Genomic DNA, 14,784 nt, shown 5'->3' with positions numbered 1-14,784 from the left:
AACGCAGTACTCGTCAAAAAGCTAAACGAGCCAGCATGGATACAAGGTATATGCGCTTAGTTTTAGAAACCTCCATTCCCTTAAACTCTAGCATATCGAACCCATAAATTTTCTTGCGCTTACCCTGCTCAGGTAGGTCGTTTAATAGGTCGGTTTTGATAGCTTTCCAGTTAGCTTTTACAATGCCCTCCTGGAGTATTTTGATGGTTTTATTGAACACATAACGGGACACTCCAAACCATTGGCGAACAAGCCTTCGCTGTTCAGGGTTTAGGAACAGTCGCATCTTCTTTGATTTTCTTCCCATATTTTCTGAGTCCGTGGACACGGCATGAGAAGACATGAATGATGGAGAGAAGATCTGCGGTTTGCTCGGATTCTGGACAACTTTCAGGTTGGTCGAGAACCAGGATTTTTCCACCGTTGAGACCGACCGGAGATGAAACCTTAGAGTAGTGCAGCCTTACTACAAAACCTTTACCCTATGCTGCATAATTTACCAACTATAAAGGCTGCACTACTCTTACGGTAACTTCTAACCAAGTACTCAATGAGTTCAAATCCGAATCGGGTGAGTCTGTCTCTACAGGTAACAACAATCGTGAGCTTATCTGAGCGCACGACTCGCTCCAATATGGTTTTAAGTCCTTTCCTCTTGTAGTTGAGTCCTCAACCAATGTCTTTGACGATTTCTGCTTCCGGGAAGAGGGAGTGGAGGTAGGCGACTTGCCTAGGGAGGTCGTCTCTTTGTTTGGTACTACTGAGGAGGCAATAGCACACTGTGAATTGACGAAGTCTATTATGTTCTGTATGTCTTGAGCCGAACCTGAGTAGGCTTTCTCAATCAAAAAGTCTAGTTCCTCCTGGAGTCTTTTCGCATCTGATCGTCCCATTGTCTTTCTACTTCCTCAACGTGTTCCTAGAGAGTCCCGTAAGTTCGACCGCCTTAGGTCGGGTACAAGTGCCATAGCTATAATCTACAACAATTTAAGATATAATGGTAGATAAGTGGATATTTTAGTTAGCTGTTGCAAGCCCCCGTTCAGCTGGAATTTTTTGGTATCAATCACGAGGTTGCCCCCATTTCCCTTACCCCGGACAATGCTTGAGATTAAGCTTGATCCATTCACTTCCAGCAATGAGCCGACATTGAAGGTAATATTGCCACCAGCACCAGCATCAAAGGTATCGGTGGAGATTCTACCACCATTGTTCAGTATCAATTTGTCAGTATTAATCGTTAAGCTGCCACCATCCCCTGTGCCGATCGATTCTGAAAATAAGCCGCTCCTGGCTTCCACATTAGGATTAAAGTTAGCTGGATTGAAACGGTCTTCCGGTAACGAGACTCCCTCTGTGCCAAGGTTTTCTAGAGACACTTGCAGGGTGTAAGTGTCCCCCACTTCTGGTGTTGCGCCCTCGATCAATTCATTATTACTAACATCAGAGGGGAAGGCACCGACTCCGATTAAGTAAACCCCTGGCTCAGTAATAGTGGTATCAATTAAGGAGTCTGTGGTGAAACTGCCAAAGACTTGTAAACTTCCACCGGCACCATCAGCGGTCAAAGAATCCTCATTGACCTCTAATAATTCTCCTGTGCCTTGATTAAACAGGAAAATCTTGGTATCTACGTTGCCGTCTCCCCCTGTAAAGCCATTGTCGATGTCGAAAATAGCTCGACTGTGAAGAGTGGTGATGCTGAAGGAGAAGTAATCGATTTGATTTTCTGCTGCACCCAATACGGTGGTGCCATTAATAATCTGTTCTGGAGTCCGTTCAATGGAAACATAGGGAATTCCTCCAGGTCCAGATTCCGCCACGTTGGGATTGGGTTCAGTAATAAACTCCAGAGCATTTAGGTCAAAGGTTTCTAATTCCAACAAAGGATTAGGGAGAAAATCCCGACTTTCCCCAGAGATAGTGACACTTTCGCTAGCCTTAATCGTGATATCCCCAGCATTACCTAGGTTGGTGGTAGCGGTGATAATCTGTCCACCAGTGTCAAGGACTAAGTTATTGAGATGGAGTGCGATCGCACCGCCATTACTACTACTATTGGTAACTGTACCGATAAATCCCCGATTCGCTAGATTCAGTGACCCTTGGGAATTATTAATGGTAATGTTGCCTCCCGGGCCACTAGTGTCAACAGCGGAACGAGTTAGAATCCCGCTAAATAAACCATCTTCAGTAAAACCGGAGATCTCAATGGCACCATTGGCATTAATCTCAATATCTCCTGATGCCCCATTGCTATTGGTAATGGTTTGAATTCTTGAGCCACCAGTGATGGTAAGGGCGCTAGTGGTTAGCTCTATGAAACCGCCATTGCCAATCGCTCCAGTTTCTACATCATTAGCAATCAAACTCCTGTCACTGAGATTGGTATTGCCTTTGGCGTTAATAGTTATATTGCCAGCTACTGCATCTGGTATCGATTCTCCTGAGGTCAATCCAGCTTGTAACTCACTGGCTGACATGTCGAAGTTAGCACCATTGATGGCAATATTTCCGCCATTGACATTAGTTACCGAAAATTTTGGGTTTAAAGCCCCGTCCTTCGTTCGACGGCTTTCAATGAAAGTTTGTAAGAGATGTGCTATAATGAAAGCATAAACAATAAACTTTAAAAGTAGAGAGATACTATCTAATCATAAGTAGGCAACGTAAAAAATATGTAGAGCGTACATATTGCTCCATTGGGTCTAACGACTTGAACGTCTAGGAAAAAATTAGATCAAAAAAAGTATCTATCTATATAAAAAAAAGGTACGGTGGGGTTAGAAGTTACCGTATTCAGAGGGTCGCCTTTATGGTTAGTCGGCTATGCATAAAAGAGGTGCGACCCGTGGCGAATTTAATTCGCCGACGGAAAGCGCACCTTTGGTTAAAACTTTTTTATTAAGGCTCCACTCTTCTAAGGTTTCGTCTCCGGCACACCGAAACCTAGGTCAAAGACCAACTACGCTTGGGGAGAGGAGACCTCTATTTTTCCTGGCTCCGGCAAGGGATAACAAGTCACCTCGTTGAAACAAGAATCCCCGTCCTTCCAGGGCGGGGAGTGTCAAATCTACTAAGCTACTGTTAGTCAAGGAAATATCAGCTGGTTGGACTCCATCGGGAAAACTTACGGATGTTGCGCCATTGAGCGTAACGGTTCCTCGACTGGATAATCCTCCTAATTCTACCCGTCCCCCTGGCACTTGAAGGGTGGCACCATTGAGGTTAACTTCACCCCCAAGTAAGGCCATGGTTTGCCCAGTCTCGATCGTTAAGGTAGCTCCTGTCACGTTTACTGAACCAGGATTGCTACCATATTGCAAACCGATGGGAATATTGATGGTTAACAATGGTGGGGCCTGTGGATTACTAGCGCTAAAATTGAAACCATTGTCAAATACCGCACTATCAGCAGTGCTAGCAACAAAGGAGCCTGCTACATCTAACCGAGAATTTGGTCCAAATGCAATACCATTGGGATTAAGCAAAAATAAATTAGCGCTACCGTTTACTCCCAAGGTCCCGAGAATTTGAGAGAGGGTGCTACCGGTGACACGAGTCAAAATATTGGTAATGCCATCGGGATTAGCAAAATACACTCGCTGACCATTACCTACATTAAATTCCAGAAAACTGTGGAATAAGTTACTATCTCGAATCGCTCCCCCTTCGATTAAATCCGCTGCGGCACCACGGATAGTCTGATTGGGAGTAACTTGAGAATTTTCATTCCCCAAGGTACTATCTGGGGTAATTTGAGCAAGGGTGGGTGAGGCGAGTAATAAACATAGACTACTAACTTCGAGCAATCCCACTAAGCCTATTTGCATTAGTGAAATGGTATCTTTGGGTAGCCTTTCTGTGAGGAGATTAGTCCTGTAGTCGGAGCTAGATATCGGATGAGCTTTGTGGGCAAAGGGGAAGCTTACGCATTTCATGGAATTGTCTGGCCGATTAGTCTCAGTCTTAGATTTCCCGGCACTGTTGGTCAGAGTAACATCTGTTTATAGCGCTACGCGCAAGTCAGAAGTCACTTGTCACAAGTCAGGTATGACTAAGTTTCGGAGTTTAGGAATGTCAAACACCTTAATGCGTAGTGCTATTTTTTCAAAAAACAACCAAGTATATCTAATGTTTAAAAAAACTATAACTTATTATCTTTAAGCATTAGATATACTATTTTTAAGTAATTGTAAATAGTGCAAAATATCAGTATTACCTGTCCCCTATATCCCCACACTCTTACCCCGATTACCGATTCCCGATTCCCGATTCCCGATTCCCTGTTACCTGTTACCTGTTCCCTTTGGTATAAGTAGTGATTGATGTTCAAGCAAGCATGGAAGCCTTGACTGAGATGGTAGGAAATCAAGACCAGCAACATCCTCAGGAAAAACGCGATCGCGAAATAGTTAACCGTCTTTTACAACAACAACCCAATGAATACAACTTGGCGGAATTAGCCCGACTGCGGATTCGCTATGACAGCTTTCCCGGTGCTAGGGCCATTCAAAGAGACTTGGATTTATTGCTTCAGCGATGGCAACTGACAGAACAACAGCTTTTTGAGAAAACCCTTCAGATTCATCAAGCCGGTCTCGCGTATAGACGAGACAACAGTTGTGGGAGCCAGGATGACTGGACTTAAGACTTCTTTGCTGAAGTCGGGAATAGGGAGTAGGGAGTAGGGAGTAGGGAGTAGGGAGTGGGAAAAAATCATGTTGGTTTTTCAGTACCTTTTATGATAAATTTCCAGTTAAAAAACTCAGAAAGCTTACTGTAAAAACAAAATTAGGCTCTTCAACTAACAAAATTTACTGAATACGGCCTCTTACCACTGTTCCCTGCTCCCTGCTCCCTGCTCCCTTTACTAGATTAATTTCATTTAACCGATTTCCTAGGGGCTGGGGGTAAAAGCTTAAAGATCTGTTTTTCTTGATTCGGTTTAAGGTTCTGATCAGCGGGAGCTATTGGATCTATCTTAGGTAGATCGATCTTAGGGGGGGACTTAGGGATGGGAGGAGTTTTAGCCAGCTCATTAGACGAAGCTGTATCTATAGCAGTATTGAGAGCTTCCAGTTGTTGAGATATCAGAGCCTGCTGTTGCAGCTGCTCGGTAGAAGACACTAAGCCGCTGAGTCCATTAACTAAATCCTTGACATTGCGGCGAAACGCTGGATCCCCAGTCAGATCATCTAGGTCAGCGGTAATCTTTTGGGCATTTTCAAAGGTAACTCGTGCTGAGTCGAGGGTTTGTTGCAATACCAGTAAATTAGTGGGACTGTTGAGAGTATTGGAAACATTACGTAAGTTAGCAGATGCTTGGGCAGCATTAGCTGATAGGTTTTCTAAGTTCCGCAGCATTTGTGATACATCCGTTTGATAAACCGCTGAGTTAACCCGATTCGCGGTAACGGTTAAGTTGCTGGTCAGTATACGCAGATCTTCACTGGCCTGAGAGATGCTATCCAAGGTGGTGACCAAATTTCCCCGATTGCTGACCAATAGTTGATTGGCAGAGGTGATCAACTGATTGAGTTCCCTTGCCGTTTGGCTGTATTGCTCGGAGGTACTAGAAATGCTACTGGTTGCCAACCCGATTAGACTAGATGTTTGATTGGCCGCACTGGTCACAGCATTCGTTGCGTTGGACAAGCCTGCTACCTCTTGCCGCACGATGCGGGACAACTGGGTCATCTCTTTGCTAAGTTCTGAAACGTCTCTAGCTGCATTGGAGGCATTTTCCGCAAGGCTATTGATTTTGTCAAAAAAGGCTGGATCACCGAAGAGTTCAGCAATGCGATTTCCGTTCCGTAGAAGGTCAGCAAAGGTGGAACCCACATCACCATTAATCTGATCTTCTTCACAAATAACTAGGGCAGAATTACATTGTGCTCCGAAGGGTGTAAGACTTTGAGCAGTTGCAGGTAATTGTCCTAGGGGCATGATATCCACATTGGTAGCACCAATTAAACCCGATTGATTAGCTTCAACCTGGACTTTGCGGGGGATTAACAATCCAGGGTCATCAATTTCAACGGTGACATTGACCCCATTAGTACCGGGTTCAATCTTAGTGATTCTCCCAACTTGGACACCGCGATAGCTGACCGATGCCCCCACTTGCATCCCAGCAGCGTTCCCAAAATTGACAATGAATTTATAGCTCTTTCGACCTAAGCTAATGCCACTAATCCATACAACAAGTCCACCGAAAACAGCAAGTCCTGCTACTATTAATAAGCCAACGGAGCCTTCTCGAATCGTCCGCGATCGCATAGTTTAACCTTTTTTACCCTTTCCCCTCACATTTACCATCATGCCTCACCAACCACTGACATCCAAATTGGAACCCACTTGAGCAAGTTTCGAGTAGTCCATTGGGTCAGATAGATGAGGTAAAATCCCCAAAACCTTAACATTGGTTAGAGTCTCGATTAACCTAATCGGAGCCAACTGAGTTATTTCTTCGGAGGTACGAGGTTGGACGCAATTGAGGACAATGCCTTTGAGGTCAACTCGTGATGAGCGTGCCAGGGCAACATTAGCAACCACTTGTGCGATCGCTCCTAATTCTATCGGCGCAACCAATACCGTTGGCAATCGCCAATCCCTTGCCAAATCTGCCACAATCAGTTCATGAGTCACCGGTGAACCTAGTCCTCCCAAAGCTTCCACCAAGACCACATCCCGCTGACTGCGCAGAGTATTGAAGCCTTGCCAGACCTTTTCGAGGTCAACCTGTCTTCCTTCTAGATCTGCAGCAACTGGTGGTGCTGCAGGGGTTTTAAACTCCACGGGTGTGATCTCCTCCAGGGTTTGAGCCAAGTCAAATAGTTGCTGGTAAATTTCGCGATCGCCAATTCCGGTTTGAATCGGCTTGAATATCCCCAGACTCTCTTGAGGACGGTAAGTCTGCCAATAAGCAGCGATCACAGAAGTCAAAACCGTTTTGCCGATGCCTGTATTGGTGCCAGTAATTAGTAATACGTTCAAGATTGACTCACTTTAAGTCTGAAAGGCTAATATCTAAAGCAAACTTTCTTTCCTGTTTAGCAATTACATCTACTATATACTCACCAGAACTAGGCAGCTGACCTTGCCACCTTTGCACCCCTGAAGCCTGTTCCACTAACTTCCCATTGGGATAGCGGATAGTTAAAGCCACATCACTTTCAATCACCTCTAGCTTCAATTGCTTACCCTGTTTAGCCTTCACCAAGTAGCGCTGAATCTTCTGGGGGCTAGTGCGACCCAGTAGCTGCAAACCCTTGCTTCCCTGCAATAAATTGACCCTTTCTATGTTATAATCAGCAGTTGGTTTAGGTTTAGGTTTCGGCTTCGGTGCTTCTGTTAACCTTAATCCTAGCTGATAATCGCTATTCGGTAGACCCTTAACTGGACTTAGTTGAATCGTGTAGTTGCCAGTGAAAGGAAATTTCCCTTCCCATTGCCGTACCCGTTTAGCTCGATTGTCCACTGGTTTTCCGTCCGGGCCAAGCACTGTCATCAAGACCCCTTCGTCACTGAGATATGTCTTCAGGGTTTGGTATTGTTTACCCTGGATAATGTAGTTAATAGTGTGATTAGCCTTTAAATTCCTGGATTTTGAAAGGGTTTTACCAGCAGAAAGCTCTAGACGCTGACTGTAGATTTGAGGTTTACTCGGGGTTGGACTAGCGCTAGGGGTTGGACTAGCGCTAGGGCTCGGAGTGGGAGTCGGACTAGGACTAGGACTAGGACTCACTGACACCTTAGGACTTGGAGATTTGCCAGTGTCCTGCTGATTAAAATTGCTCACCCACACCCAAGAGCCTATTCCTGCCAGCACTGCTAGTCCTGTAGCTATCCCAAGCAGCGGCCAAGGACTATTCCAGATAGAGCGACCCGTGGCTTGAGACATCACCGGTTCACTCGGTTCTCCACCTCTAGCCTCCCTGGGTGTTCCACCTTGAGCTGATGCCACTGTCGTGCCGGGTATTGGCTTGGGTTTTGGAAGTTGGGGAGTTAACCCAGAAGCTTGAAAGGCATACAAGACTTCTCTAGCGGATTGGTAGCGATCGCTTGCTTGATAACTAAGCATCCGATTTAATATCTCAGCTAACTCATCGCTAACCCTAGCCCAGGGACGCCAGTTCCAAGTCAGATTAGTATTATCCACCAGTTCTTCTGGTTCTTTCCCAGTCAGTAGCACTATCGCAGTCACTGCTAGGGAATATAGGTCACTACTTGGATACACCTGACCGGTCTGAATTTGCTCCCTGGGAGCGTAACCGCTTTTGCCAATACTAGTTGTTGGTGTGGGAGTATCGGGCAATTGAAGACGAGTTGCCAGTTCCTGTACCACACCCAAATTAATCAACACCGGTATACTGTCCGTCTCCCGCATGATAATGTTATCCGGTATGATATCTCGGTGAATAATCCCTTGGCTGTGGATGTAGTCCAAAACTGGCAAAGATTGCTGCAATAGCTGACGCACTTCCGTTTCTGATACGACTCCCAACTTGGTCGGGCTAGCCATTGGGGGTGATTGGACTTCCCCATCGGGATTAGAAGATAGAGGTTCACTTTGATTCTGAAGGGCTTTCCGTTGTTCTAGTAGTTCACCATAGGTTTTTCCCTCTACGTAGTCTCGCACCAGAAACAGCCGTCCTTGCTCTTCAAAGGTAGCTCGGAACTGAGGAATTTGGGGGTGTTCAATTTTATACAGGATACCTGCTTCTTGTTGAAACAGTTGCCTTGACTTATCTAAATTATTAGTTTCTGTCTGAGGGGGAATAAATTCTTTGAGGGCACAAGGTTCATTGAAACGCCCTTGATCCTCTACCAGGTAAGTCCGATTGAATTCTCCTTGGTCAAGGACACGGAGCAGATGGTAGCGATTTTGCAGAATAGTTCCAGAGGCAATCGGTGGTTCCATCGGTGGTAGATCAGTTGTTACGGACAATGAGGCAGGAGGAGTATTCTTGAAGTTTAGACTTATTTCGGTTGCTTTGGAACTCCACCGATGGATTCCAACTGTTCCTTTGAGTAACAGTTGATAAGCATATAAATCAGCGCTTACCCAAGACTGGACTCCAAACCCGCTTATGGTGTAGAGTCAGAAGCTATACCCTACAAGTATAGTTATTGCGTAAGTCCTGTAGGGAATTTGGAATAGGAAATAGGGAATAGGGAAAAAATCCTGTGTAGTTAATCAATATCACAACTGCTAAGCACCTAAACAAAATTAATTACCTACTCTGGATCTCTGTAACCCTTACATTGCATGGCTTTGATTTTCGGTAAATGTGCAATTAATTTTGTGCACCTGCTTATATAGGTTTTTCTGGTTTATTATAACATCACGACATGTTCATTGCTATCTTATTTTCCTGTGGAATTATCTCAAATAACTACCTTAATTGAATAGATGTACAGTTGAACATCAAATTAGGGACAATAGTTTATTTTCGGATTTGACTAAGAAACTTAAAAAAAATTCTTGATTTATGACCTTAGTTTGATCACACTACACTATATAGCAATCCTAAATCATTTGTAAAATCACTGAAATTTTTAAAAACTCGATCCTTTTCCCTTACATTCTGCCATCTGCCTCCTGCCTCCTGCCTCCTGCCTCCTGCCTCCTGCCTCCTGCCTCCTGCCTTAAAGCAGCCCATTTCTTTCACGAATCAGATCGGATTGCAATATATTGTGTCTTGCGGAAAGTACTGTATGAGTTAAATGCTATAAAAATTAATAAAATATTAATCAAATTTAAATAAATAATTATAAAAATTATTATAAAAAGGATATTCTTAGAATGTTAAGATCGCGTTGAAATAAGCTTCGAGGGTTTGCTGTGAGCAGTTCAGTTACTTTAGAGCTTCAACCTATTCTGCCCCAGATAGCCGATAACAATCGTTTAAGACTATTTTCTGGTTCGGCAAATGTTTCCCTTTCTCAGGAAGTGGCACGCTATCTAGGCATCGACTTGGGACCGATGGTACGGAAACGATTTGCTGATGGGGAGCTCTATGTCCAAATTCAAGAATCCATCAGGGGGTGTGATGTTTACCTGATTCAACCGACTTGCTATCCGGTGAATGATTACCTGATGGAGTTACTCATTATGATCGATGCTTGCCGTCGAGCCTCAGCACGGCAAGTTACTGCTGTGATTCCTTACTATGGTTATGCTCGAGCAGACCGTAAAACGGCGGGGCGTGAGTCCATTACAGCGAAACTGGTGGCTAACCTGATTACTGAAGCTGGTGCTAATCGGATTTTGGCAATGGATTTGCACTCCGCTCAAATTCAAGGTTATTTCGATATCCCCTGCGACCATGTCTACGGTTTACCAGTATTACGACAATACCTGGCTTCTAAGGAACTAACCGATCTGGTAGTAGTTTCGCCGGACGTTGGTGGTGTGGCTAGAGCCAGAGCGTTTGCCAAAAAGCTATATGATGCCCCCCTTGCCATTATCGACAAGCGCAGGCAAGCTCACAATATCGCTCAAGTCATGAATGTGATTGGGGATGTGAAGGGTAAAACTGCGGTGTTGGTGGATGATATGATTGACACTGCTGGCACGATTTGTGAAGCGGCCAAAGTACTGCGTCAAGAGGGTGCTCGTCAAGTCTACGCTTGTGCAACCCATGCCGTGTTTTCGCCACCATCTGTAGAGCGCCTCTCTAGTGGGGTGTTTGAAGAAGTAATTGTTACCAATACTATTCCACTTCCGGAAGCGAAACAGTTTCCACAGTTGACAGTGCTTTCAGTGGCTAACTTATTGGGTGAAACCATCTGGCGTATTCATGAAGACTCTTCTGTCAGCAGTATGTTTCGTTGAAAATCCCCCCTGCTCCCGGGGGGATTTTAATTTTAAAAAGTTGTATTGAGTGTTGAGTGTTGACTAGATACAAGCAATGGTTAACAGTCAACCAATAACGCAACTGGGTATCAGCCAAGATTAAATTGGCCACTAAAAATTATTCGTTTGGATAGGAGGTGGAGAGAAACGGGAGATAGGGAGATAGCGGTGCTGAACGCGCACCGTGGGGTAATTTTTATTAATAAAAATGGGAACCGTGGCGAATTTAATTCTTAATGGATCAAGCGCACCTTAGGTATTTTTAACCTAAAAAAAACTCTCCCCAGCACCCCACCTCCCTTTTAACCCATTGACATACCTGCCCACTAAGGGGGTGATTATAAACGGTTTTCAGGTGTTATGAATTGAGATTCAAATCGTGAAAACCCCTTGAATAAAAGCTTTCAGGTTTATTTTTTGATTATGAGTTTTAAGGTTTATTTATCCCCACCTAAATGATATTATTATATATAAATTCAAAGAGGCATGATTTTTATGGGAAAACAAGAATCTTCTGATTTGGTGTCTGTGGACAATACATACACAGAACTCGCCAAGTATTATGATAACTTGATGACATCTGGCTATTATGACCATAAGGGTTATGCCACATCATTGCAGAAAATTTTGGGTGAAAGAAGAAAAATTCTGGATATGGGGGTGGGAAGCGGCTTATTAACGGAGCAGATGTTGTTATTGGAGAATTATAATATTACAGGTATTGATTTCTCGCCTGCGATGCTTACACAAGCAGAAAAAAGACTCAAGGATAATTCGGTGAGGCTCGTATGTGCAAGTATTGAAGATTATGAAACCAGCGAGACTTTTGAGGCTGTTATTTCGACTGGGGGAGTTTTCTGTTTCTCCTACAGAGAGCAAGAACAACAATATCGGCTGTATAGTTATTGCCCTAACAAAGATGTGCAGATGAAATCCCTGAACAAACTGTATGATATTTTAGATAAGGATGGTATTTTATGTATGTCGATTCAAGGGGATCATACCAATTCTGAAATGCCAATCAAAGATGGAATCGTGTATACGCAAAAAACCGACTTTGGAGAACAATCATTACAGAAGACTTATACATTTTCAGCAAATGGCAAGATCCTTTCTCAACAACAAATGCGATTAATATTTTTCGATGAAACAGAGTATCTTAGCTTGTTCGAAACCGCAGGGTTTTCCTTGGTTGGGCAAGAGCGGACGCAAAAATTCTGCATTTTTCGGAAAAACGAATTGAAAAAAGGGTAATAATTCAGGTGAGGGCCGGTTGAAAAAATCTTGAAATACGCTATTCTGACGGCATGAGCTTAAAACCGAAACCCGAAAAACTATAAAAACTAAAGCTATCAGCTATCAGCTAAGTGCGTTTGTATTTGAGATGTAAACCTGTATGGTCTTTTTTTTGGCAATAAAACTGAGGAGCTCTTTCCCCTCTTGGCTTTTACCTGCCCCCCTTCCGAGCCAGGGTTTAGGGGAGATTCCTTTGGCATTTTTTGGTAATTCGTGTGTTTACAATCGAGCTCCAAACGCTATATATTCTATTAATATAGCTTAACACCAATATCATTAATCTAGAATTGCCAAAAGAATAAGAAAAGGTAGTGTTTTTTGTTTGGTCTCCCTAACCCTACCTATTATAGGTGGGGTTAGGGAGAGATTTTGTTCAATTTGCCACAGTAAATTATTCGTTGCTCCTGTAGGGACTAACGTCTAACTCGCCATTATTTTTAAAGACTACTCGGAAATGAGCAAGGGGCTTCTGGGGTACTAACCCAGTCCCTTCGCTACCAATTCCAGCTGCTGCTGGCTTCATTAGGCGTTCTAAAGGAGTTTCTTGGGAGTAATCCCAAGACTCTTTATCAATTGCTTCATAATCAGCAATGATACCCTCTTCAGTCACAGCTACTCGATAAGTTAAATCTTGAGGATAGCTGGAGGTTTTATTCCAACTGTCACGAATTGGCTGAGACACTTTGTCTTTCAAATCATTAATGACAGCGATGTCAGTAATTTCTGGACCTAGGGTAATCTTACCCATATAACCATCCCAAGGACTGATTTCGAGAATCCCTTCGTTTTCCCCTGGTTTAAATAACACCTGGAACTGAGCAATAGGTTCTTGGGTAGCAATATTGTCTGTAGTCTTGGTGTAGAGCAATTCAGGCAGGGGGGTTTGCTCTGCCCCATCCAAGGGTGTGCCATTAACGGGTTTGTAGCCTAAAATCGCACCATCTCTGCCAACACTAACCTGGTATTTTAAATTCCCAGCAAACTGTTGCCGGTTCCCCCAAGCTCGAAAAATTCGCTTTTGCAGGCTTCTTTGTATATAGCGCAACTCTGTGGGATCAGTAATTTCTGGTGCAGTTGTGAGCACTTTTTCTAGCTCGTCGATGGAGAGTGGTGTTCCCTTTGGTGTTGGTGTTGGTGTTGCCTGAGGGTCACTCTCCCCAGTTGGGGTGGTGGTTTCATTAGTATTTTCCCCTGTTCGGGAAGGTTCGGGTTCCCGTACTTCTGGAATCGGTACAAAGAAAAATGCGATCGCAGCTAGAGCCAAACTTGCCATTCCCAGTGCAGCAGGTCCAGTACGCTCGGTTACTGGTTTTTCAGCTTGGCGATAGTGCTTAGAAACAGGCTGCAACGAAACACTAATATCTGGTAGGGTTCGTCCATCAGCCAAAAACTGGTCAATCGCCTCCACCAAGTCAAACAACTGCACTGTGTTCAAATCTACATGGAGAGGTTTGCCTGAGTTAGTCATTGCTCCTGACTCAGCAGTATTTAGCAGTATCAGTCGATGCAAATTCTTGTCCTCGACTTTCTGCAGATGCACCTTAGCTGGTTTCTCAGCATGGGGTTGGGGGTGAGGCACTTTAGACAAAAATTCCTGAGCATAGCGGCTTACACTATTTACCAAGTCCTCAAAAAAATCCCGCCCACCGCTGAGGGGTTTGTCCATAGCCCCTACATAGCATTCCGCATTACTTAGAGTTGTCAGCAATGGTCGGGCATCTGGCTGTAACCCATCCCCTGTGGTACTATTACTCCAACCCTCCAGGATTAGGGTACAGTTGGGAAGACTGTACTGGCGTCGAATTGTCATCGGCTGTTCCTGCTGAAAAATCCCCTTCAACCTCTTAGACTAGCATTGAGGGAATGGGTAATTGGTAATGGATAATGGGTAATCGATAATGGATAATTGATAATTGATAATGGGTAATTTGTCAATCAGCTGACTATACTTGATACTTGATGGCATGGCTATAGTCAGAAACGCCAACATTCAAGGCAATTCCCCATCAAACAGACTAGTCCATAATCTTTGCCTTCCAGAAGTGCCTGTACAGAACAGAAGCTGACTCAATAGAGAAATTGCGAGTTCATTCAACTTTTCTTGAGAGTTATAGGCAGCCACTTTAGAGCGACGGGGATTCATCCGGCTGCGAAAATGAGCCTGGAACCTTTCCAAATACTTAGATAAGCGAAAATGTTGTTCTAGAGGCACCTGCTTTTCCAGTAGTTGTTGATAAGCCGTCAACAACTGCCTAATCAGAACCGTCATTCGCCGTGCCATATGACTAGCAATCACCACTAAAGCCTTAGCTTCCTCTGGAGTTAGAGGACGTCGTGTGTAAGAGCGCCGCCAGGGATTGGTAGAGCGCATACGCCACAGGACAACACGATTTTTAATAATGTCCTGAAGTTCCAGCTCTCTAGCCGCCAATAGCATCGCCTCAGAACCTCCCAGTTCGAGAGCTTCAATGGCTAGTAAAATTAGGTCAATATGCAGCCGAGTTCGTGGTGGACAGCCCTGAGCTGGAATCCTGAAATCAGGTAGGCTATCTAAAATTATTGGCTTTGACTGGGAAGCAGGACTATTGGTCAGCATTACGGTCCGTCGAAAGATTCACTCTAAT

The 14,784-nt window shown here is 44.2% G+C and carries 12 protein-coding genes; 3 read left to right on the top strand and 9 right to left on the bottom strand.

What is annotated here, in order from left to right; genetic code table 11:
* Positions 1-13 precede the first annotated feature (13 nt).
* From F6K63_RS13225 to F6K63_RS13210, 4 genes are all read right to left on the bottom strand, one after another.
* Positions 14-421, bottom strand: coding sequence for a helix-turn-helix domain-containing protein (locus F6K63_RS13225; protein WP_353813014.1), 408 nt, complete (start codon positions 419-421; stop codon positions 14-16).
* Between the two features lie 82 nt (positions 422-503).
* Positions 504-893: a hypothetical protein gene (locus F6K63_RS13220; RefSeq protein ID WP_287312333.1), complete on the bottom strand. Its 390-nt coding sequence runs from the start codon at positions 891-893 to the stop codon at positions 504-506.
* Between the two features lie 84 nt (positions 894-977).
* Positions 978-2,483 carry an autotransporter outer membrane beta-barrel domain-containing protein gene (locus F6K63_RS13215; protein WP_287295561.1) on the bottom strand — a complete coding sequence of 502 codons (1,506 nt, stop codon included), beginning with the start codon at positions 2,481-2,483 and terminating at the stop codon, positions 978-980.
* A 471-nt stretch (positions 2,484-2,954) separates the two neighbouring features.
* Positions 2,955-3,833, bottom strand: coding sequence for a filamentous hemagglutinin N-terminal domain-containing protein (locus tag F6K63_RS13210; RefSeq protein WP_287312332.1), 879 nt, complete (start codon positions 3,831-3,833; stop codon positions 2,955-2,957).
* 509 nt (positions 3,834-4,342) lie between these two features.
* On the opposite strand from F6K63_RS13210, the gene F6K63_RS13205 reads away from it, so the two are divergent.
* Positions 4,343-4,651 carry a DUF3288 family protein gene (locus tag F6K63_RS13205; protein WP_008186955.1) on the top strand — a complete coding sequence of 103 codons (309 nt, stop codon included), beginning with the start codon at positions 4,343-4,345 and terminating at the stop codon, positions 4,649-4,651.
* Between the two features lie 233 nt (positions 4,652-4,884).
* Here F6K63_RS13205 and F6K63_RS13200 read toward each other — a convergent pair whose 3' ends face one another.
* The 3 genes from F6K63_RS13200 to F6K63_RS13190 are packed head-to-tail and all read right to left on the bottom strand — an operon-like array spanning position 4,885 to position 8,926.
* A complete protein-coding gene (locus F6K63_RS13200; RefSeq protein WP_008186953.1) occupies positions 4,885-6,282 on the bottom strand; it encodes an MlaD family protein in 1,398 nt (465 codons plus the stop codon).
* Between the two features lie 45 nt (positions 6,283-6,327).
* Positions 6,328-6,999, bottom strand: coding sequence for a dethiobiotin synthase (gene bioD, locus F6K63_RS13195; protein ID WP_287265875.1), 672 nt, complete (start codon positions 6,997-6,999; stop codon positions 6,328-6,330).
* A 7-nt stretch (positions 7,000-7,006) separates the two neighbouring features.
* Complete coding sequence (locus F6K63_RS13190; RefSeq protein WP_008186949.1) at positions 7,007-8,926, bottom strand: serine/threonine-protein kinase; 1,920 nt, start codon at positions 8,924-8,926, stop codon at positions 7,007-7,009.
* A 924-nt stretch (positions 8,927-9,850) separates the two neighbouring features.
* Between F6K63_RS13190 and F6K63_RS13185 the strand changes: the two genes are divergently transcribed.
* Together F6K63_RS13185 and F6K63_RS13180 are read left to right on the top strand one after the other, a co-directional pair.
* Entirely contained in the window at positions 9,851-10,843 is a 993-nt protein-coding gene (locus F6K63_RS13185) for a ribose-phosphate pyrophosphokinase (protein WP_008186946.1), read from the top strand.
* 516 nt (positions 10,844-11,359) lie between these two features.
* Positions 11,360-12,118 (top strand): class I SAM-dependent methyltransferase, encoded by a 759-nt coding sequence (locus F6K63_RS13180; protein ID WP_287265873.1) that lies wholly within the window; start codon positions 11,360-11,362, stop codon positions 12,116-12,118.
* A 433-nt stretch (positions 12,119-12,551) separates the two neighbouring features.
* Here F6K63_RS13180 and F6K63_RS13175 read toward each other — a convergent pair whose 3' ends face one another.
* On the bottom strand, positions 12,552-13,970 hold the full coding sequence (locus F6K63_RS13175; protein ID WP_287265872.1) for a DUF4335 domain-containing protein: 1,419 nt from the start codon (positions 13,968-13,970) through the stop codon (positions 12,552-12,554).
* Positions 13,971-14,150: 180 nt separating this feature from the next.
* On the bottom strand, positions 14,151-14,756 hold the full coding sequence (locus tag F6K63_RS13170; RefSeq protein ID WP_008186940.1) for a DUF3038 domain-containing protein: 606 nt from the start codon (positions 14,754-14,756) through the stop codon (positions 14,151-14,153).
* Positions 14,757-14,784: the final 28 nt, after the last annotated feature.

Source organism: Moorena sp. SIO1G6 (assembly GCF_010672795.1).
Classification (GTDB): Bacteria; Cyanobacteriota; Cyanobacteriia; order Cyanobacteriales; family Coleofasciculaceae; genus Moorena; species Moorena producens.
The sequence above is the reverse complement of the archived record's forward strand: the minus strand, read 5'-3'. Positions and strand labels throughout refer to the sequence as shown.